The sequence below is a fragment of the Blautia sp. SC05B48 genome (genome assembly GCF_005848555.1).
Lineage (GTDB): Bacteria > Bacillota > Clostridia > Lachnospirales > Lachnospiraceae > Blautia_A.
In genome coordinates this window covers 1,532,323-1,550,698 of sequence record NZ_CP040518.1, presented here as the reverse complement: position 1 = coordinate 1,550,698, position 18,376 = coordinate 1,532,323, and the positions used below count along the sequence as shown (strand labels likewise).

Annotated in this window: 21 protein-coding genes and 2 pseudogenes; 5 read left to right on the top strand and 18 right to left on the bottom strand. The window is 38.1% G+C overall.

What is annotated here, in order from left to right:
• Positions 1-570: 570 nt before the first annotated feature.
• Positions 571-645 (top strand): annotated as a pseudogene (locus tag EYS05_RS18025) (ATP-binding protein); the annotation flags it as partial.
• Positions 646-855: 210 nt separating this feature from the next.
• On the opposite strand, the gene EYS05_RS07100 reads toward EYS05_RS18025, so the two are convergent.
• On the bottom strand, positions 856-1,374 hold the full coding sequence (locus EYS05_RS07100) for a ClbS/DfsB family four-helix bundle protein (protein ID WP_118515710.1): 519 nt from the start codon (positions 1,372-1,374) through the stop codon (positions 856-858).
• A 15-nt stretch (positions 1,375-1,389) separates the two neighbouring features.
• Positions 1,390-1,821 (bottom strand): GNAT family N-acetyltransferase, encoded by a 432-nt coding sequence (locus tag EYS05_RS07095; protein ID WP_118037313.1) that lies wholly within the window; start codon positions 1,819-1,821, stop codon positions 1,390-1,392.
• Positions 1,822-2,194: 373 nt separating this feature from the next.
• Between EYS05_RS07095 and EYS05_RS07085 the strand changes: the two are divergent.
• Positions 2,195-2,473: pseudogene (locus EYS05_RS07085) on the top strand (relaxase/mobilization nuclease); the annotation flags it as partial.
• Positions 2,474-2,770: 297 nt separating this feature from the next.
• On the opposite strand, the gene EYS05_RS07080 reads toward EYS05_RS07085, so the two are convergent.
• From EYS05_RS07080 to EYS05_RS07050, 7 genes are all read right to left on the bottom strand, one after another.
• Entirely contained in the window at positions 2,771-3,373 is a 603-nt protein-coding gene (locus EYS05_RS07080) for a Type 1 glutamine amidotransferase-like domain-containing protein (protein ID WP_055271744.1), read from the bottom strand.
• A gap of 441 nt (positions 3,374-3,814) precedes the next feature.
• The gene (locus EYS05_RS07075) at positions 3,815-5,104 is read right to left on the bottom strand and encodes an IS110 family transposase (RefSeq protein ID WP_138276888.1); all 1,290 of its coding nucleotides are present in this window, start codon (positions 5,102-5,104) and stop codon (positions 3,815-3,817) included.
• 262 nt (positions 5,105-5,366) lie between these two features.
• The gene (locus EYS05_RS07070) at positions 5,367-5,825 is read right to left on the bottom strand and encodes a hypothetical protein (protein ID WP_243119260.1); all 459 of its coding nucleotides are present in this window, start codon (positions 5,823-5,825) and stop codon (positions 5,367-5,369) included.
• Positions 5,826-5,847: 22 nt separating this feature from the next.
• Complete coding sequence (locus EYS05_RS07065; protein ID WP_118625665.1) at positions 5,848-5,985, bottom strand: helix-turn-helix domain-containing protein; 138 nt, start codon at positions 5,983-5,985, stop codon at positions 5,848-5,850.
• A 282-nt stretch (positions 5,986-6,267) separates the two neighbouring features.
• Positions 6,268-6,879 carry a class I SAM-dependent methyltransferase gene (locus EYS05_RS07060; RefSeq protein ID WP_008704955.1) on the bottom strand — a complete coding sequence of 204 codons (612 nt, stop codon included), beginning with the start codon at positions 6,877-6,879 and terminating at the stop codon, positions 6,268-6,270.
• Positions 6,880-6,935: 56 nt separating this feature from the next.
• Positions 6,936-7,157, bottom strand: a complete 222-nt coding sequence (locus tag EYS05_RS07055; protein ID WP_138276887.1) for a peptidase M50 — start codon at positions 7,155-7,157, stop codon at positions 6,936-6,938.
• A 56-nt stretch (positions 7,158-7,213) separates the two neighbouring features.
• Positions 7,214-7,546 carry a winged helix-turn-helix transcriptional regulator gene (locus tag EYS05_RS07050; RefSeq protein WP_138276886.1) on the bottom strand — a complete coding sequence of 111 codons (333 nt, stop codon included), beginning with the start codon at positions 7,544-7,546 and terminating at the stop codon, positions 7,214-7,216.
• Between the two features lie 142 nt (positions 7,547-7,688).
• Here EYS05_RS07050 and EYS05_RS07045 point away from each other — a divergent pair, with 142 nt between their 5' ends.
• The gene (locus EYS05_RS07045; protein WP_117495883.1) at positions 7,689-8,042 is read left to right on the top strand and encodes a cupin domain-containing protein; all 354 of its coding nucleotides are present in this window, start codon (positions 7,689-7,691) and stop codon (positions 8,040-8,042) included.
• A 107-nt stretch (positions 8,043-8,149) separates the two neighbouring features.
• Here the strand turns inward: EYS05_RS07045 and EYS05_RS07040 are convergent, their stop codons facing one another.
• The 4 genes from EYS05_RS07040 to EYS05_RS17630 form a co-directional block, all read right to left on the bottom strand.
• Positions 8,150-8,680: a flavodoxin family protein gene (locus EYS05_RS07040; protein WP_173754301.1), complete on the bottom strand. Its 531-nt coding sequence runs from the start codon at positions 8,678-8,680 to the stop codon at positions 8,150-8,152.
• A gap of 31 nt (positions 8,681-8,711) precedes the next feature.
• Positions 8,712-8,807 (bottom strand): hypothetical protein, encoded by a 96-nt coding sequence (locus EYS05_RS18020; protein ID WP_243119258.1) that lies wholly within the window; start codon positions 8,805-8,807, stop codon positions 8,712-8,714.
• A 67-nt stretch (positions 8,808-8,874) separates the two neighbouring features.
• Positions 8,875-10,644 (bottom strand): 1-deoxy-D-xylulose-5-phosphate synthase, encoded by a 1,770-nt coding sequence (locus EYS05_RS07030; RefSeq protein WP_138276885.1) that lies wholly within the window; start codon positions 10,642-10,644, stop codon positions 8,875-8,877.
• A gap of 85 nt (positions 10,645-10,729) precedes the next feature.
• The gene (locus tag EYS05_RS17630; RefSeq protein ID WP_243119256.1) at positions 10,730-10,891 is read right to left on the bottom strand and encodes a hypothetical protein; all 162 of its coding nucleotides are present in this window, start codon (positions 10,889-10,891) and stop codon (positions 10,730-10,732) included.
• Positions 10,892-11,021: 130 nt separating this feature from the next.
• Here EYS05_RS17630 and EYS05_RS07020 point away from each other — a divergent pair, with 130 nt between their 5' ends.
• Entirely contained in the window at positions 11,022-11,903 is an 882-nt protein-coding gene (locus tag EYS05_RS07020; protein WP_118516157.1) for a LysR family transcriptional regulator, read from the top strand.
• A gap of 339 nt (positions 11,904-12,242) precedes the next feature.
• On the opposite strand, the gene EYS05_RS07015 is transcribed toward EYS05_RS07020, so the two are convergent.
• Positions 12,243-13,082, bottom strand: coding sequence for an aldo/keto reductase (locus tag EYS05_RS07015; protein WP_138276884.1), 840 nt, complete (start codon positions 13,080-13,082; stop codon positions 12,243-12,245).
• A 148-nt stretch (positions 13,083-13,230) separates the two neighbouring features.
• Between EYS05_RS07015 and EYS05_RS07010 the strand changes: the two genes are divergently transcribed.
• A complete protein-coding gene (locus EYS05_RS07010; protein WP_138276883.1) occupies positions 13,231-14,085 on the top strand; it encodes a LysR family transcriptional regulator in 855 nt (284 codons plus the stop codon).
• Between the two features lie 14 nt (positions 14,086-14,099).
• On the opposite strand, the gene EYS05_RS07005 is transcribed toward EYS05_RS07010, so the two are convergent.
• Genes EYS05_RS07005 through EYS05_RS06990 form a run of 4 tightly spaced genes read right to left on the bottom strand, consistent with a single transcriptional unit; the run spans position 14,100 to position 18,368 of the window.
• Positions 14,100-15,164: an FUSC family protein gene (locus EYS05_RS07005; protein ID WP_118516154.1), complete on the bottom strand. Its 1,065-nt coding sequence runs from the start codon at positions 15,162-15,164 to the stop codon at positions 14,100-14,102.
• A 31-nt stretch (positions 15,165-15,195) separates the two neighbouring features.
• Complete coding sequence (locus EYS05_RS07000) at positions 15,196-16,239, bottom strand: HAMP domain-containing sensor histidine kinase (RefSeq protein ID WP_118625675.1); 1,044 nt, start codon at positions 16,237-16,239, stop codon at positions 15,196-15,198.
• The gene (locus EYS05_RS06995) at positions 16,239-16,910 is read right to left on the bottom strand and encodes a response regulator transcription factor (protein WP_118516153.1); all 672 of its coding nucleotides are present in this window, start codon (positions 16,908-16,910) and stop codon (positions 16,239-16,241) included. The genes EYS05_RS07000 and EYS05_RS06995 overlap by 1 nt, the downstream gene beginning before the upstream one ends.
• A gap of 24 nt (positions 16,911-16,934) precedes the next feature.
• Positions 16,935-18,368, bottom strand: coding sequence for a phospholipase D family protein (locus tag EYS05_RS06990; RefSeq protein WP_118516152.1), 1,434 nt, complete (start codon positions 18,366-18,368; stop codon positions 16,935-16,937).
• Positions 18,369-18,376 lie beyond the last annotated feature (8 nt).

Genomic DNA, 18,376 nt, shown 5'->3' with positions numbered 1-18,376 from the left:
TAAATTCTCTGTAAACCCTTGAAAACACCGGATTTGTCGCAGGTGAGCTTTCCCTTATTGTTTCCCTTGTGTTATATCGTCCCGCCAGTGTTTACGAACTCTGATAAGGGAAAATACAAGGGTAAAAAATCTGATAACACATTATAACACAAAATAAAAGTGACATGGTGAACTGATTGAAATGCTTCTTAATTTTTACAATTAATGATTGATTGAATAATAAGGAAATGGGATACGGATTTTCCACATCGACGAATACCAGTAATTACCTTAATCAATCCATTATTCTTTCTTTTTATCAATTTATCCAAATAAAAATCTCTGTGAATCTCCATCTTAAAGCCTCACTATAAAAGATTTTTGCAACATGTTGCATTTTTCTATTCTAGCATATCCGGATGGACTTCAAAAATCAATATATCAGCTGGACATTGAAATAGATTTTTGTAACTTGTTGCGTATTTCTATTCCACAATCATATTATATTCTTTAGAAGCAGTGTTTATCCCGCATTTTAATCGTGTTTTTCATTGCTTCATCGTCTTCGTCAGTAAATTAAGCAATGCCCGCAGAACCAAACATCCCCTATATAGCTATGAAGAAATCGAAATTCACGATATAGCCGATTGGTTACTACAAGAATAAGCAGGGCGAAATATCTCCGTCATTCTCTTTTGAAATGATGGAGATATTTTTATTATGACGGAGATTGTAGAACATCGTAACATTAGATTTCTGCATTTTTTCCTGAAATTAATTAAATTCTTGACAAGTATCCAAGATGATCTCTTCTGATTCTCGGAATCTGTTGTGATTATTCCCGTTCTTCTCATCTAAGCTAAAAGACTCTTTACTTTATAGTGCTATTTTTTTCCATTTTCTAATCTTAGTTCTAAATGTTCCGAATGGGGCAACTGTGTTAACATGTATGAACTTGTATACTTCCCAGACAGCTGTTTTAGTTGCTTCGTCAGCCCATTTTCTCATATGTGGTTTGAATAATTCTTCCTCACTTAGCGAATCTATCATCGCATAAATAGAATGCACATTCTCATTCAATATATCTTTCAACTCTTGTATCGACAGATGAGCGTATATATCTGTAAACCATTGATATAATTCACCAAGCTGATTCCACTTAAAATCATCTGAAGGAGTTTTGACATCAATCCCCTTTCTTTCGTCTGCTTCCCATTTAAGAACGAGAGTTGTCCAGCCAACCTGGTAAGCAAGATTTTCTGCTGGAGTTCGATCAACACCATCAACCCTTTTGTCTTTTAAGGATTCTGGAATATCATTAAATTCCGAAATATACTTTGCAAAGCTTTTATTTATTTCGTTTTTAAGTTCGTCTTTATTCTCGTATGCTTTCAATAGTCTATCTCCTTCTTATTCCGATTTCCGTTTCCATAGCATGGTGTACTCTTTTTCATCAGTGGTTTCATCAAAACCTTCACATTGAATAATGAACCCTTCTCTTTGGTAAAAAGAAATTGCTCTGGCATTCTTCTGGTATACATTTAATTGTAATCTAACTTTTTTATCCTTAATATAATCCAATAAAAGCTTACCTATGCCGCACGACTGCATTTCATCAGAAACAAAAATACCTTCGATATATTCATCATTTAGTCCTACAAATCCTTGAATCACTTTATCATCTTCATACACATAGACTTCGGATTGTGACATCATTTCTTTCACTAATTCATAATTACTTTTCCAGTATTGATCGGAAATAAAACAATGTGCTTTCAGATTTGTCTTTAACCATATGTCAGCAACTCTATCGATATCTCCGTTCAGCATCTTTCTAATCATAACAAATATTCTCCACAACTACATCCTCTATGCTTTTCTCTTTTTTTCATTCTATCACAAGCTCACCATTAATCATCAATTTTTTGATATTTTTTCTTTTCCCCCACTGTAAAACAGCCTCTGAGCGTTTCGTTATATAGAGGGTACAAATAAGAGCAAGACCCACCCAGGTTTAACGGTATTGCCATTTGGCCTCCCGTCAACCTATGGGTTTTATCTTGATGGGGATCTCCCATACCCTCTCAATAACAGACGTTTTGTTACAGTACAACTGACAGATGTCGAACTCAATTTGCTGGATCAAGGAGCTGCTTGTTTTTCAATCTCACTTCTGAATATCTAAGAAAACTTCTGCTTGAGAAGCAAATCAATCATAGATCCTCTTGCTCCGGCTGAAAGAAAAATCACTCAGAAAGAGTATATGGCACAGAAATACGGCCAGCAAAAACTGGATGAGATCAATCAGAAAATTATCGAAGCTGGTCTCAAACCAACATCCACTGTATTCCTAACACAGAAAGAATATTTGCGAAATGCGATTGATGAATGCGCTGCCACATCCAATAGTTTTGATGAATTCCAATCCAAACTTCTGGAACAATTTCAAATTTCTGTGGTTGAGCATCGTGGCAGATACAGCTATCTTCATCCTGGGTGAGGCCACTGGTGCAATTAATATCGACAATACATATGAACTTGCTTCTTCACATTACAATGATTTAAAAGATCTCCGCGCTGATGAGGATATTGTTATCAATCAGGAATGGATCCTTAACAAACTTTCTGAAAACGAAAATGAATAATATATTTGGTGGCTACACCCCCAAGCCCCTGTAGAATCAATAATGCCGGCACTGGATACCAAAATCCCGCACCGGCGTTATTAATTGTAATTCTTTTTTCTAGTCAAATAAACAGCTTATTTGCCCTACAAACTTGAATTTTCAAATTAGTCTTTGCAAATAACCTTTGAACCTTCACCATCAATTACAATTCCCTGACGGTTGTTAATTGGGCATAGATTCAAATCCGAAAACTCAGTCATTATTTTCTCGGTAACTTTCTTAAATGGTGCTGTAAGATAATGCGGAAGAACATAGAAATCAATCAAATCAAGCCCTGCATCATCTTCTTGTGAGTAGTCCTCTGGCTTTTCATCCATTTGCTCGATATATTGGATGCTTGGAGCGCATATAATTGCGCCTGCCGACTCGCCGATCATCAATTTTCCATTTGCCAATTCCTTTTTCAGTAGCCCATCAGTTCCCGTTTTACGGAGCTGGTCCATAAGAAAGAAAGAATTTCCGCCGGTAAAATATATCACATCTGCTTCTTCAAAAACAGACTGTATCGTTGAATAAGCCTCCGTTGAAATATCAATTTCAGTTACGATTGCTCCCAACTTTTTGAATAATTTTCGAGCCGAGCCGACATAACCGGTGTAGCCTTCACGCAGTGAAGCTGTTGGAATAAATGCGACTTTCTTATTTTCAATTTCTTCCTTTATCAGACTTCCCACACTTGAAAAGTGCGAACATAAAAATAGTTTCATCAATATTCTCTCTATTCTTTTTAGTGCATGTTCAATAAAAATCCTTGATTTTACTGACTTTGCTGAACAGTTAATAAGTTACATATATCTCCAAAATAGAGTTTTCTGGATATGAAGTGACTTCATGGAGTCCATTTCTGATGATTTTAGGTACAAGAAATAAAACGTCTTTGTTTCTTCTTATGAAGGCCTTCCTGTTTCCCAAATCCACCTACAGTAACTAACCTCTCATGTCTACCAGGATCACCATCCTCTGACGGGTCCTAAATTCCTTCGTTCTGCTTATCCATAGTTGGGTGCTGCTCATGCTCCTTTAGCAGGGTCGTTGCCCTATAGAAAATGTCAATGCAGCTACTGGCTCTACTTTGTCTTATATATTTTGCATTCCTGTTTCACAGCACCATTGATGGCGGACGCTTTCCTGTTTACAGTACTTTTTGCTCAGGCAGCTATTATGTCGCTTTTTCGGTGGATATCTGACATCATTTTAAATCTGTCATACTCCACACCTTTTGTTAATACCGCATAAAACACTCGGACCAACTTACAGCTGACGGCAACCATTGCCTGCCTTCGTTTCAGCGGATTCTTTACACGGGTTACATAGTAATCATAGATTCCACGGAACTCCTTGTTTCTTGCAAGCAGCGGTACCATTACCTGGTACAGGATCTTTCTGAGTTTCCTTCTCCCGCGTTTACTGATCCTCGTCCTTCCTTTATGCTTTCCTGAACTGTTTTCTACCAGTTCCAATCCTGCATACTTCTGGATCTGTTTCGGTGAATCAAAGCGTCTGATATCACCTACCTCAGCTATGAATCCTGCTATTGTGATGCTTCCTACTCCTTTAATGGCGAGTAACTTCTCCACATGTGGTACTTTTAGGATCATTTCCTCAAGTACTTTATTGACGGCTTCTAACTGCGAAGTCCATAAGCGATGCTCTTCAAGCAGCATATATAATTCACTTTTTGTTCCAATCCCTCCGTCAAGTCCAACACTGTTGTGCGCAGCTTCAACCAGGGTCTTTGCCCTATCTTCAGTAACTCCTCTGCCTCGCATCTTTTTATCATGCCAGATCTTTCGGATCCCATTTACTCCAAGCGCGATCACATCTTTTGGCAATGGTGCTTTTTCAAGCACTGCCAGGCCGCTTATTGCATCAAATCGTGTGTATAATCCCAGATATTCCGGGAAATGTATTGCAAGCCATCTCTGGATCCTGTTTGCAGATATGTTGTGCTGCTTCATGATCCTGTCACGGCTGTATACCAGGTCTCTTATTTCGGCATAAATGCCTTCTGGCATGTAAGGGATTGAATATCTCCCATCCACAACTAGTTTTGCGATTGTTTTTGGATCTTTTGAATCTGTTTTCTTTGGACTGTTATCATCAAGTTCCTTGATCTTCTTAACCGAGAATGGATTGACCATTACTAATCTTTTCTGATGATCATTTACATACTTCGCAAACGCAAACCAGTAATGACCTGTTGGCTCGCAGCCGATCAGAACTGCAGTCTTTTTATTCTCAGTCTTAAGTGTCTCTGCCCAAAGGTTGAAAGAATTGAACCCTTCCAGATCGTTATGAAAAGAAAAAATACGTTTTGTAAGTTCGCGTCCTCTGTTATCAAAAGCTCTTGCATAATGTATCTGGCTTCCGATATCAACTCCGACAACCATTGTTGAATCTGTTACTTGCTCAATCTTTTCATTCTGTGTATAATTCATTTGGAACCTCCAGTGCTTGATTGTTTTGTTTACATCCGCCAAGATGCAACTCAATCATACCTTGAGGTTCTTTTTTATTCAATTGGCGCTTTTGATGAATTACAGGAATGCTCCTTTATAAATTCCGATTTTAATGTCTCTATTATACCATAATGATACTATTATAAAAAAGGAAAAAGAGCTCCTTCGAGCTCTTTTGATTCAGTTCTGTAAACTTGAATTTCTGGATGCGTATAATATGCGAAAAAAACTTAACTTCATCTTAAATATAGTGCTGAGTTTCACTGCCATTCTTTAACACCATTTTCACCACACCAAGCAATGCTGCAAACAAAACACCAGCAACCGGCCATACAATCCATGTAATATCCCAGCTCATCGTCCAAAAGCTCCATGCAAGGTAAATCGCTGTAGTCAAGCACCAATATACACCAGAAAACGTGTCAGTCTTTTTCTTAAACAGTTTTTCTTCTTTTGTATATTCGCCTTCCTGAAGAAGGGTATCGTAACTGCTTTTTACCATCCCAACACGAACCAACAGATTCACTCCTATTGCAAGTATGAATAGCAGTAATCCAACGGAAAGACCACAGTAATAGTCGGACGCTTCCATAGATTCGGCAATAATTGTCGGAATCACTGCCAGTATACAAAGCACTACCCCAACAGCTGTTCCTCTGATAAAAATTGGTTCATAGGAATCTTTTTTTTCTCGTACCATTCCAGATACACCTTACTCTGTTTCAAAGCATGCGATACTTTCCGCCATCCAACTGGATCCACCGGAATTTCTTTTTCTTCAAAAGGTTATAAATAGTAGGTCTACTGACTCCTAAGATTTCCTGTAACTCTTGAACTGTATAACATCTTTTTTCTGACATTTCTTTATCCTCTTTTCTTTGAAATATGAAAGAAAAATTATTCCTTCATATAACGAAACGCTCAGAGCATGTTTTACAGTGGTCAAAAGCAAATTTTTTTACTTTTTTTCTTACGAGTTTTCTTGCATGTTTTTTTAATGCCACTCGTAAGAAACTCGTAACATTAGATTTTTGCATTTTTCCTGAAATTAGGTAAAGAAAAAGAGCATATGGAATTGAATCCATACACTCTATGATTACTGGAACTTTATTTCATTTTTAATTCAACAAACTTGAATTTGGCTATTTCGTTGCAACAATACTTATCCAATGATTTTTTGCATTTGAATACGTTTTGATCTCTGTAAAACCCGCTTCTTTCAAAGCGGCAACAAGTTGTTTAGATGTGTAAATCTTCATACCATTGATCATCTTTGTCCATTTTTCATCTGCGGCATTCGTTCCGTCACTCTCGTTACAAATCAGGAATATACCTTCGCTTTTCAGCACACGGTTGACCTCGGAAAAGCATTTTACTAATCCTGGCCAAAAGTAAACTGTTTCGAAGGCAGAAACATAATCAAAAGTCGCATCAGAAAAGGGTATAGCAGATACATCTCCTTGAACTACATTACATTTCCCTTGTTTAATGGCGAGGGCGTTCAATTTTTGAGATTCCGCCACACTAACCTCAGAATAATCCATTCCTGTCACGTGGCCATTTCTACATCTATCAAGCCAGACCGCAATATTTGCTCCGCCGCCACAGCCGACGTCAAGAACTTCAGCATCAGACTTCGCGGAGATATTTGAGAATCCCCATTGCGATAATTTGGCGTGACCGCTGTTCATCATCTTCGTCATCAATTTTCCGCCGAAGCCTTGTGGCTTACGGGTATTTTCAAAAAATCTCATTACAGAATTCCTCCTCCACAAATACCGGTTTTCTTAATTCGACAAACCGGTATTGCTCAATCGTTTTTCTCCGTTAGGAGAATATACAATCCATAGATAAAAAGAACAAGGAATAAAACCGTAGGAATCAATAATCCATTTTCTAAAATACTTACAATCATTCTTCCAGGTGGCGTCACCCATGCAGTTGCTGGATTTTGCATTGCCGCTATTATCATTCCTGCAATACCAACAACACTACTTAATGTTAAAAAACCACCTTTTATATTTCTACTCATAATCATTACCTCCTCGTTAAATTCCGATTGTTCAAGATTTTCAAATACTAACGTACTTAATTCTGTTCAATAAGTGATTTATAGTAGTTACCAAAGTCAGCAAGTGAATTAACAATTGGAAGCATTTTTGTTCCGAGTTCCGTTAATCCGTATTCAACTCTCGGTGGCTGCTCATGGTAATCGTGGCGATATGCCAGTCCATCACTCATCATTTGTCTTAAACTATCTGTCAAAACCTTTTGTGAAATACCCTCTATACTTCGTTGTAGCTCATTGAATCTCCATGAGCGCTCTTTCAAGTTACGCAAAATCAGCAGTTTCCATTTTCCTCCGATGAGAGATACCGCTGTTGCAACTGGGCATTCCGGTAATTCTTCTTTTGCTCGCATAATTCTCACCTCCGAGTCTATTGTAACACATTCAATTTTGAGTGCACAGTTACAAAAAGGTGCGTACTTGTTTTTGTATGTGTCTCACACTATACTAATACCAAGCAACCAGAAACTACAAATCAACTATGGAGGTATTATTATGACAAATTACACAAAAACAACTATTGGAAAGGAAAACCGAATTGAGCTGCATGAAAAGTTGTCTTTAACAGGTGCAGAAATCAGTTTAAACGAACTGCCTGCAGGAGCAAATGTCCCATTTGTTCATTCTCATAAAGAAAATGAAGAAATCTATGGAATTCTTTCAGGTAACGGTAAAGCCATAATTGATGGAGAAGAAATCAGCCTTTCAACTGGAGACTGGCTAAAGATCGCACCTGCTGCAAAGCGTCAGTTTTTTGCATCCGATATTTCCGGAATTACTTATATCTGCATTCAGGTAAAAGAAAATTCTCTGGAACATTTTACAGCAGAGGACGCCGTAATCGGCTAATTAAAAGTATTTATTTACAAAAATGCACAGTTCCTGATAAGCTAAGAACTGTGCATTTCTTTTTTCTTCAATTTTACAATTTCTCTATTTTTCAAACAAGAATTTATCTAACGTAGCGATGCCCCGAACTCCCTTAGTTCTTCTCTCTTTTTCTCGCTCTTGTTTTCAGACCCATGTGCTGTAAACACACCCATGTTTTCAAGTCCAAGATAATCCAGAAAGTCTCCTTTGAACGAGAAAAGAGCACCCTCATACATATTAGCATCTCCGGAGCTAAGTATCATGGCAACTTTTTTCAAATTCTTCGGTCTTCTCGGATATGCCGCAGAATAAAATCTGTCGATTACACATTTTAGCTGACCGGATATGCCGTGATAATAAATGGGCGATGCAATAACAAGCATTTCTGCTTCTTTCAAAAGATTATATACTTCCTGCATATCATCCTTCTGAATACACTCACCGTGTCCTTTGCTATGACAGTATTCACATGCCAAACACCCACCTATCTTCTTTTTGCATACATCCACCACATCAACGGTATGTCCTGCACTCTCAGCACCTTTCTTAAATGCATTAACCATATCTTTTGTACTTCCCTGTGGATGTGGACTTCCATTTAATACTAATATCTTCATTTCCATCACCTTATCTTTTTATTCTTCAATTTTAGTACCAGTCATGCTTCTCATTTTTTTCCAAAGCCTCAATCTGCTCCATCTCTTCGTCAGTTAATTCAAAATTATACAACTGCGTGTTCTCCATGATGTGATCAGGATTGCTTGAACCCGGAATTACAATTCTGGTGTCACTACTTCCAGCCTCCCAATTTCTATTTTATCTGATTGCAAATATCCGCAATAATCTGAACCGGTGTCATACCAACCTCTTTCAGTAATTCATTTGGGTCATATCGGTCATAAAATTTCTTATCAAGTCCGTAATTTTTCACTTTCATATCAGAACTACCATAGAAGGAAGCTATTTTCTCGCCAAAACCGCCGCTTAAAATACCGTCTTCCATGGTTATTACCATCTGATGTCTTTCGGAAAGACTTTCCAGTAATTCTTTGTCAATACCAGAAGCAAAACGAGGATTGATCAATGTCGGCGTAAAGCCAAGTTCTGTTTTTATTTTTGCACTGAGCTGTTCACCACGCTGATAAAAATCACCAAGTGCCAGAATTGCAACCTTTTCACCAGCTTCTTCCACTTTAAAATGATTCAGTCTGTTAAAATCCTTATCTGCTTCACGATAGGTCACCTGATTTCCGGGGATGAGAATCATAACCGGATGTTCCTTCTGATCAACTGCCCAATCTAGCATAGCAAGGTATTCATCTTTTGAGGTAGGTGCAAGCACTACCAGATTCGGAACATTCGTGTAAGCCGCCAGTCCAAAAATTCCAAGATGCGTAACATCTGTCAAACTGTCAAAAGAATTGTAGTTTAAGAGAATCGTAACAGAACTATTGTTAATACATACATCATGGGAAATCTGGTCATACGCTCTTTGAATAAAGGTTGTGTTAGTAACCACAAGCGGTTTCGCACCGTTTTTTGCAGCACCAGATGCCATGGCAACCGCCTGTTCCTCCGCAATCCCTACATCCACATACTGCAATCCAAGCTCCTTTCGCTGCTCCTGATTTAAGCCTGCACTGCCCGGCATAGCAGGAGTAATCACAAGAAACTCAGAATCACTTTTTGCTTTTTGCATAATATACTCAGCAGTGATAGATGTATAATCTTCTCCATCTCCAAAAGAAATTGTAGGTTTGCCTGTTTCACGGTCAAATGGCATACACCAATGCCATCCCTCTTTGTCTTTTTCAGCAATCTCATATCCCTTTCCTTTTTGTGTATGGATATGGACTACGATTGGATGATCCGTATCTTTCACCTTGCGGAATAAGGAAATTAGTGATGCTATGTCATTGCCGTTTTCCTCATATATATAATCTAATCCAAACGCTTTGAAGAGATTATTGGAAGCAGTTCCGCCTGTTTCTCTTAGTTCGGCAAGATTTTTATACATTCCGCCATGTACTTCGGCAATCGACTGCTCATTATCATTTACTATAATAATTAGATTGGAGTTAATCTCTGATCCGGCTACATTCAATCCCTCTAGTGCTTCACCGCCTGAGAGGGAGCCATCACCAATAATTGCAATAATATTTTCTTTATCTCCTTTTATATCTCTCGCTTTAGCCAGACCCGTAGCCAAAGAAACTGAAGTCGAAGTGTGACCTACATTGAAGAAGTCATGTTCACTTTCTTCCGGATTTGTATAACCGGAATCCTCTGAAAAGTGCTCATCGGAAATATATCCATTCTTTCTTCCGGTCAGAATCTTATGAGGATAGCTCTGATGAGATACGTCAAATACAAACTTATCCTTAGGTGAAGAGAAAACATAATGCATGGCAATCTCTGCCTCCACCATACCGAAATTTGGACCAAAGTGACCGCCGATTTTAGTCAACCGGTTAAACAATGCCTCTCTGATTTCCGAAGCAAGTTCCTCCAGCTGCTCCATAGACAATTTTTTTACATCTTCCGGTCCGTTAATTGTTTGAATAATTTTATAATCTGTCATTTACATTCTCCTTATTTTCATTAGGTTTCTTTAACGAGTAGATCAAATAATCCAGGCAATCTATGTTTTCCTGATAATTATGTGTCTATTCTATTAAATGTTTTCTATACACATACAACTGTGATAACAGCGCTTCTACATTGTTTTCTTGTGCCAGTTTCATGCAACGCTGGATAGTTTTCTGATTACAGCCTGCGTCCACAAGATTCTGATAAATTCTTCCATATTTGTCATTTGCTTCTGCCATCTGTCTGCACCTCCTGCTTTAATTATACATTCTTCAAGTGATATATCTAATATTTATAATTCATATCATGATATTCTTGACAGGAATATCATTTGAGTATAGGATAATAAAAAAGGTTGGAGGTTGTACTATGGAAATTCGTGTACTTCGCTATTTTCTTGAAATTGCACGTGAAGGAAATATGTCAAGGGCTGCTGAAAGACTTCATGTTACACAGCCAACGCTCTCTAAGCAGATGAAGGATCTGGAACAAGAACTTGGCAAAAAATTATTTAAGCGTGGCAGCACCAGCGTCAGTCTTACTGATGAGGGTATGCTTCTACGAAAAAGAGCAGAAGATTTACTGGCCTTGGCTGACAAAATCACAAACGAATTTCAGGCAATGGATGATATCACAGGCGGTGATATTTATATTGGCTGTGCAGAATCTTATCTTGTAAAGTATCTTGCCCGTGCTGTAAAAAAGTTAAGCAGCATTTATCCCAATATCCATTATCATGTTACCAGCGGTGATACCGAACAGGTAACGGAACGATTAGACCGTGGTCTTCTGGATATGGCATTTATTGTAGAACCGCCAGATTTATCAAAATACAATTATCTTGAAGTTCCTGAATACGATACATGGGGTGTTCTGATGAGAAAGGACAATCCATTAGCCACAAAAGAGGCTATTATCTTTGATGACTTATTGGATATTCCTATTTTTTGTTCGGAACAGTCTGCTAAAATGGATTTACCCCGTTGGTGTTCCGATAACCTTGACCGACTTAATATATTAGCGACATTTAATCTCTGCAATAACGGTGCCGTTTTTGTCCGTGAAGGGCTGGGGGTTGAGCTTACCTTTGACAAGTTAGTAGAAACAAATGCAGAAAGTGATTTATGCTTCCGTCCGATTACACCGCCCCTCCATACAAAAATGTATGTTATATGGAAAAAATATCAAATATTCACTCCTGTTGCTAATCTGTTACTGGAAGAAATAAAAAAGATCATCGTTTTACCATAATCGTGAAACGATGACCTTTTTGTGATTTGAACACAGCAAGACAAACTTCGATTGAGATTTCACCTGTTTTAAACGATTTAATAACTGTTATATTTTATTATCAAATTCTCCGTAAGTCCTTGAAACACTGGATTTATCGCAGGTGAACTTTCCCTTATTGTTTCCCTTGTGTTATATCGTCCCACCAGCGTCCTCACTTTCTGAGATTGTCGGTCTTTTCATAATTTTGATCACATTCGGATGATTCTGTTCCCTCATTTTCTAATCCTATTATACAGCAAAAGCGTATTGCCGGTCGTATAAACCACAATACGCTTTTGCCTTTATGAAGCTACTTTGTTACACAATACTCATAAACCATTCCACCGTTTCAGGTGAATAATGGGAAAAGAACAAACTCTTTCCAGTATCAAGCACTTCAATCTGCTTCATTTCCTCATCTGTCAGTACAAAATCAAATACATTGAAATTCTCCTGCATTCGTTCTTCGTGCGTTGATTTTGGAATCACAACAACGCCATTCTGAAGCAAGAAACGAAGTGCCACCTGAGCTACACTCTTTCCATATTTTGCTCCGATCTCTTTCAGTACCGGAGTATTGAAGAAATCATTTTTTCCTTCTGCAAACGGTCCCCAGCTCATAATCTGTGTATTATGTTTTGCAAGATATTCACGAGCCACTTTCTGCTGCTGGAACACATGTGTTTCCACCTGATTTACCGCAGGAACAACTTCTGCAAAATGTGCAATGTCGATATAACGATCCGGATAGAAGTTTGAAACGCCGATTGCACGTGCCTTGCCTGCTTTATAGGATTCCTCCATTGCACGGTATGTTCCGTAATAATCGCCAAATGGCTGATGAATCAAAAGCAGATCCACATAATCTGTTTTCAGTTTCTTCAAGGATTCCTCAATCGAAGCCTTTGCTTTTTCATATCCTGCATTGCTGATCCAGATCTTTGTGGTAATGAAAAGTTCCTCTCTTGGCAGACCGCATTTTACAATTGCCTGACCTACGCCTTCTTCATTGCCATATGCCTGAGCAGTATCAATGCTACGATATCCGTTTTTGATTGCAGTAAGCACGCAGCTCTCTGTTTCTTCCGTGGGAGTCTGATAAACGCCATAGCCAAGCTGTGGCATTTTCACACCATTATTTAATGTAACATAATCCATCGTTTCGTCCTCCCTTTGTATTCATTTTATGAAATATGATATTTCTTGTTTTCTGTTTACACTCAAATTATATTCTGTTAAAATGAATGTGTACAATATCAATTCTGGAATCTGCTATTCATATTATGAATAGAAAAGGGGTATCTAAATGTTAGACTTATCCGATCTTTACCAGTTTGTAACCTACGCAGACTGTGGTACCTTATCTGCTGCTGCAGATAAACTTCATATTTCCCAGCCGACACTTACCAGAACCATGCATGATGTGGAAGATGCTTTTGGTGTTCCGCTCTTTCATCGTAGTAAAAACCGTATCGAATTAACCGCCACCGGTAAAGTTGCGGTAGAGCAGGCCAGGTCTCTGCTTTCCGAGTCTGAAAAAGCAGTTCAGACCGTACAGACATTTGAACGCAATCAGCATACGATTACCATTCATTCCTGCGCTCCCGTACCTCTATGGTCATTATTGCCTGAACTGTCTCGCAGATTTCCTGATAATATTATTTCCTCAAAACTGACAAATATGGATGAAATCCTTCAAAATACCAGTTCCGGCAATGCTGATATCGGTATTCTGCCACAGGCCTGTTCAGATAAAAATCTTCTCTGCATCCCTTATCTTAAGGAGCAGCTCTATGTTTGTATCCCGAAAGAACACAAACTGGCAGAACATTCACAGCTGAGTCTTTCACAGCTTAACGGTTTTAACTTCCTTCTTCGTGATGAAATCGGTTTTTGGACAAATCTGGTAAAAAGCAAAATGCCAGCATCCCGCTTTCTGATACAGACAGATGAATTTGAGTTTGAAGAATTGGTCAGGACTTCCACATTATTATGTTTTTCCAGCAGTAAAGCACCCGGCTCAGAGCAGACTCTGAAAGGACGGAAACGGATTCCCTTAACTGATCCTGAAGTAAATGTTACCTATCACCTGATTAGTTCCGCTAAGAGTACTATTTTACAATCTGTTTCGCCCACTTTTGAATTTCGTTATCAGAAGTAATCTGTTTTTCTTCATTAAAGCGTACATTGTGTCCCGCATGAACCGTTTTTTTTAGACATAAACCAATAAAATATAACACAAAATGCTAAAGCAAACACAACACCAAAAACATTTTGAATCACTCTAAGACTAACCGCTCCTTGTAGTCCATAAGTCTCTGCAGCAATGGCTAAAGCACCAAATGTGTTAAATACTGCCTGCCAGCCATATTGTGCTGAAAATCCTACACCGATTCCACCAAGAATTCCTATATATGCATAGATTGACGAAGGAAGCAGAAAATATAATACTGTAAAACATATAACACCTGCAATATTTCCGACAATCCTTTTACGGACTCTGTAGTGCATATCTTCCATAAACGGCAAAATCGCGGACATGGCCGCAATACCAGCCCACATTGCACGTGGCATATTACAAAGTTCTGCAATGCAAAGGACAATCGGTACGCATAAAATCTGACATATCTGCCATTTTGTTCTGGAAGAAGTGATATCAAATTCTTGTATCAGATCTTTCAGATTTCTTTTATAAGTTCTGTTTTTATGATTTCGATAAAATACGAAGCAGGTAAGTGCTGCACCTAAAGCCATTCCGACTAATCGCATCTGATAGCTTTTTCCCGTAACATCATAACCATATAGCAGCAGATACCCAAGAACCAATGTAGATTGATTAAACATGAATGGATTATGGCATCCGAACAGAATCAACACAGCCAGTGCCGCAATATTTAACAGCATTCCCAATACCGGTGAAAACTGATTTGCTAAATGCGGACATACAGTCATAATTACAAAGAACAAAGCCAAAAGCATCGTAGATTGTCCGGTGTGGATCCCCAGATCCGCATTTCTAAACACCATGAGACATAATAAGACTACTACACCTACAATGCTGTTCTCATTTCCAAATAGGATACTGAAAATACTAACAAAGAAAAAACAAAATGCCATTGTAGCAGCTATCTTCACCAGATATACCCACATATGATATAATTTTTCTTTTAGTGTTTCACTCTTTTTCAACAGGTTTTTAGAACCTGCCTGATTTAACTGCAACTCCTGATAAAATGTCATGTAATTCCTCCTCTATCTGTTTTTCTTAAACTTATATGGCCTCATCTTTCTGTATTGGAAGCTCTACAACAAATCTGCATCCACCATATTCACGTTTTTCTGCTTTGATTGTTCCTCCGGCACTATCTACAATCCGTTTTACAAGTGCAAGACCTAGGCCATTTCCTTCTGCTTTATGAGATCCATCTACCTGATAGAACTTGTCAAATATTCTGGATTTTACATCATCCTCTATTCCTGGTCCTTCATCTTCCAGAATGAACTTAACAGAATCCTGTTCTTGTTTCAGAAACATCGTAATTGTCCCCTTTGAAGGACTGAACTTAATCGCATTATCCAAAAGATTTATCCAGATATGCATAAAAAGTCCTTCATTCCCAGTATATTTAACTTCCTCCAATTCTACCTGAAAACCAATTTCTTTTTCTGTCCATTTTGTTTCCAATGAAAGAAATGCCTGGCGGATCTGTTCATCCAGACGATATTCTGTTTTTTTCATTGGTATATTCTGATTCTCTAACTTGGATAACAGCAAAATATTACCAACCAATCCGGAAAGTCTTTGGGTGTTAAATAAGATTTTTTCTACATATTCCTCTTGATCCGGAGACAGTTCTTCTCCCTGAAGCAGCATTGTATATCCTTCAATGGCATTAATCGGGGTCTTAAACTCATGAGAAACATCAGATACAAAATCCATCTGCAGCACCTCTGTTGCACGAAGTTCTTTTGTCATAACGTTAAAACTTTGATAAGATTCTCCAACTTCTGCTATACGACTGTTCGTTTCCAAATGCTGTTCAAAATCTCCCTGAGAAACTTCCTTCATTGCTTTACTAAGTCTGGTAATCGGTTCCAGTAACTTTGCATTAATAAAGGAAGTGATCAGCCCTGCAATCAATGTATTGAAAATCAAAAGCCAGCCAAGCACAGGTATGCTGCCCGGCAGATTAAAAAAATGATTCAAAAAAGCAAATAATAAAGCAGATATGACTGTTGAAAATACAAGTGCCAGCCAGATTGCACCAGTCAGACAGGATCGAATCCGCAATCCTTTTTCTTTCTTTTGTTCCATTATTTTTTCACCACCTTGTATCCAATTCCACGCATTGTTACGATTTCAAAATCAGGGTTATCTTTAAAACGCTCTCTGATTCTTCCTATATGTACCTCTATCGTATGTGGGTCTGCCTCCGTCTCGTATCCCCATACTTCATCCATCAACTGTTGTTTTGTAAATGTTCTGCCTGGCGAAGCTGCAAGCTTATATAAAAGCAGGAATTCTTTTTTAGGCAAAACAAGACTTTCCTTATCAGTTGTAACCGTCATTGCATCATAATCAAACTCTGTTGAACCGATCACAATTTTGTGTTCATTCAGTATCTGTGCACGGCGAAGCAGTGCTCCTACTCTTAAAACCATTTCATTCACATTTACCGGTTTTACCATATAATCATCACTTCCAGAAAGAAATCCCTGGCGCATGTCATCAAAGTTTCCTTTTGCAGTGATCATAAGTACCGGTATCTGGTATCCTGCTGAACGAAGTTCCGACACCAGCTCATAACCATCCATAACCGGCATCATGATATCGGAAATAATCAGATCAATATATTCCTTATCCAATACTTCTAATGCCTGAGCTCCATCCGGTGCACTTTTAACCTGATAACCATTCTTTTCGAGCACTTTCTGAAATAGCTGGCTTAATTCTTTATCATCTTCTACAATTAATATCTGAAACACGTTTTCCTTCCTCCCTGTTATCTATTAAAACAGATATCTTGCCCATCCAAGCAGATGCTGCACCAAAAACACATTTCTCTGACGTTTTTTTGTTAATTCAATCGGTTTTACATGATACGGATCATGATACGTGCCATCTTCTAATGCCTGTCGGGATACTTTTTCATATTCCATCATTCCTTCTTCCAACTGTTTATTGATTTCTTTGCTACGTATTACAAGCATCAGTTCCGTATCCAGATACGTACTTCTCATATCCATGTTAAAGGAACCAATCACAGATAAATCATCATCGATCAGGATGCTTTTTCCATGGTAAGAATAACCGCCTTCATATTCCCAGATGTCAATTCCTGTATTTAAAATCTTATTTCTATTTTTTGCATAATCAGCAGACCCGAATGGATTGCCATTATTTGCCACCGAATTTGTCATGATTGAAAAATTTGGAACATTCTCTGCAATCTCCTCCCATGTATTGTACATCATATCATTACAGATAATATATGGTGTATGAATCTTTACACGATTCTTCGCACTTTTCATCAATTCTCCCAGCTGATACCAGACTACTGGTTCCTTGGAAGCTGTGTGAATAGGATTTGATACCAATGCAATCTTTTCTGTCTCAAACGTTTCGTCCGTGTAATCGGTATCGCAGATTCTTTCCTTATTCTCTTCAAAATATTTCTGATAGCCATTCTGCAGCTCTAAAACTGCGTTCTTTACAGATTTTCTATTTGCCAGTTTTTTATTGTCATGAAAATAACCACTGTCTTCTTGTTCCCATATCGTTTCAAAATACTCTAACAACTGGTTAACTGAATTTTCTTTCTCAGGTTCATCGCAAACCACTAACACGTCTCTGTCATAGTTCTTATGTCCCGGAAAATCACCCAGAAAATAATTGTATGTATTTCTTCCCCCAAGAATATATCTCTTTCCATCTGCAATCAAATATTTATCATGCATTCTACCCATCATTTTCCACGGTTTCAACGGATTGGCCTTATTATATAGTTTAATTTCAACATTCTCATGGGAAGATAATCCATAGAAATACGGATTTCCTTCCATATCAATCCAGCTCTCCATTCCATCTACTAACAGACGAATATGTACACCCCTGTCTGCCGCATCATGCAGTGCTCCTAAAATCAATTTTCCACTTTCATCGGATTGAAATGCAAAAGTAGAAAGAATAATTTCCTTTTTTGCATTCTTGATCAAACGCACTCTTTGTAAAAGCGCTTCTGGATTCTTTTCTATGATTACTGCCCGTTCTGTATTTTCACTGCATTCGTTCCATGACCCATTTTTTGTTTCTTTTTTGGTTGTATTGGACACTTCCGGCTGCTTTTTATATGCAACGCAGATTCCGAGCAATTCATAAAAAGCCACACATAAAAAAATTGCCAGTATAACAAGAAGGATTTTACATATTTTATACTTTTTCATTGTACATC

Bases quoted from the DNA above. Each gene is read 5' to 3' on its own strand.
- EYS05_RS07020 (WP_118516157.1), top strand. From the start codon at position 11,022: ATGGAAATTCGTGTACTTCGCTATTTTCTTGAAATTGCACGTGAAGGA.
- EYS05_RS07050 (WP_138276886.1), bottom strand. From the start codon at position 7,546: ATGCGAGCAAAAGAAGAATTACCGGAATGCCCAGTTGCAACAGCGGTA.
- EYS05_RS18020 (WP_243119258.1), bottom strand. From the start codon at position 8,807: ATGGAGAACACGCAGTTGTATAATTTTGAATTAACTGACGAAGAGATG.
- EYS05_RS07070 (WP_243119260.1), bottom strand. From the start codon at position 5,825: ATGGTACGAGAAAAAAAAGATTCCTATGAACCAATTTTTATCAGAGGA.
- EYS05_RS07040 (WP_173754301.1), bottom strand. From the start codon at position 8,680: ATGAAGATATTAGTATTAAATGGAAGTCCACATCCACAGGGAAGTACA.
- EYS05_RS06990 (WP_118516152.1), bottom strand. From the start codon at position 18,368: ATGAAAAAGTATAAAATATGTAAAATCCTTCTTGTTATACTGGCAATT.
- EYS05_RS07000 (WP_118625675.1), bottom strand. From the start codon at position 16,239: ATGGAACAAAAGAAAGAAAAAGGATTGCGGATTCGATCCTGTCTGACT.
- EYS05_RS07030 (WP_138276885.1), bottom strand. From the start codon at position 10,644: ATGACAGATTATAAAATTATTCAAACAATTAACGGACCGGAAGATGTA.
- EYS05_RS07080 (WP_055271744.1), bottom strand. From the start codon at position 3,373: ATGAAACTATTTTTATGTTCGCACTTTTCAAGTGTGGGAAGTCTGATA.
- EYS05_RS07045 (WP_117495883.1), top strand. From the start codon at position 7,689: ATGACAAATTACACAAAAACAACTATTGGAAAGGAAAACCGAATTGAG.
- EYS05_RS07005 (WP_118516154.1), bottom strand. From the start codon at position 15,164: ATGACATTTTATCAGGAGTTGCAGTTAAATCAGGCAGGTTCTAAAAAC.
- EYS05_RS07015 (WP_138276884.1), bottom strand. From the start codon at position 13,082: ATGGATTATGTTACATTAAATAATGGTGTGAAAATGCCACAGCTTGGC.
- EYS05_RS07055 (WP_138276887.1), bottom strand. From the start codon at position 7,157: ATGAGTAGAAATATAAAAGGTGGTTTTTTAACATTAAGTAGTGTTGTT.
- EYS05_RS07065 (WP_118625665.1), bottom strand. From the start codon at position 5,985: ATGTCAGAAAAAAGATGTTATACAGTTCAAGAGTTACAGGAAATCTTA.
- EYS05_RS17630 (WP_243119256.1), bottom strand. From the start codon at position 10,891: ATGGCAGAAGCAAATGACAAATATGGAAGAATTTATCAGAATCTTGTG.
- EYS05_RS07095 (WP_118037313.1), bottom strand. From the start codon at position 1,821: ATGATTAGAAAGATGCTGAACGGAGATATCGATAGAGTTGCTGACATA.
- EYS05_RS07060 (WP_008704955.1), bottom strand. From the start codon at position 6,879: ATGAGATTTTTTGAAAATACCCGTAAGCCACAAGGCTTCGGCGGAAAA.
- EYS05_RS07010 (WP_138276883.1), top strand. From the start codon at position 13,231: ATGTTAGACTTATCCGATCTTTACCAGTTTGTAACCTACGCAGACTGT.
- EYS05_RS07075 (WP_138276888.1), bottom strand. From the start codon at position 5,104: ATGAATTATACACAGAATGAAAAGATTGAGCAAGTAACAGATTCAACA.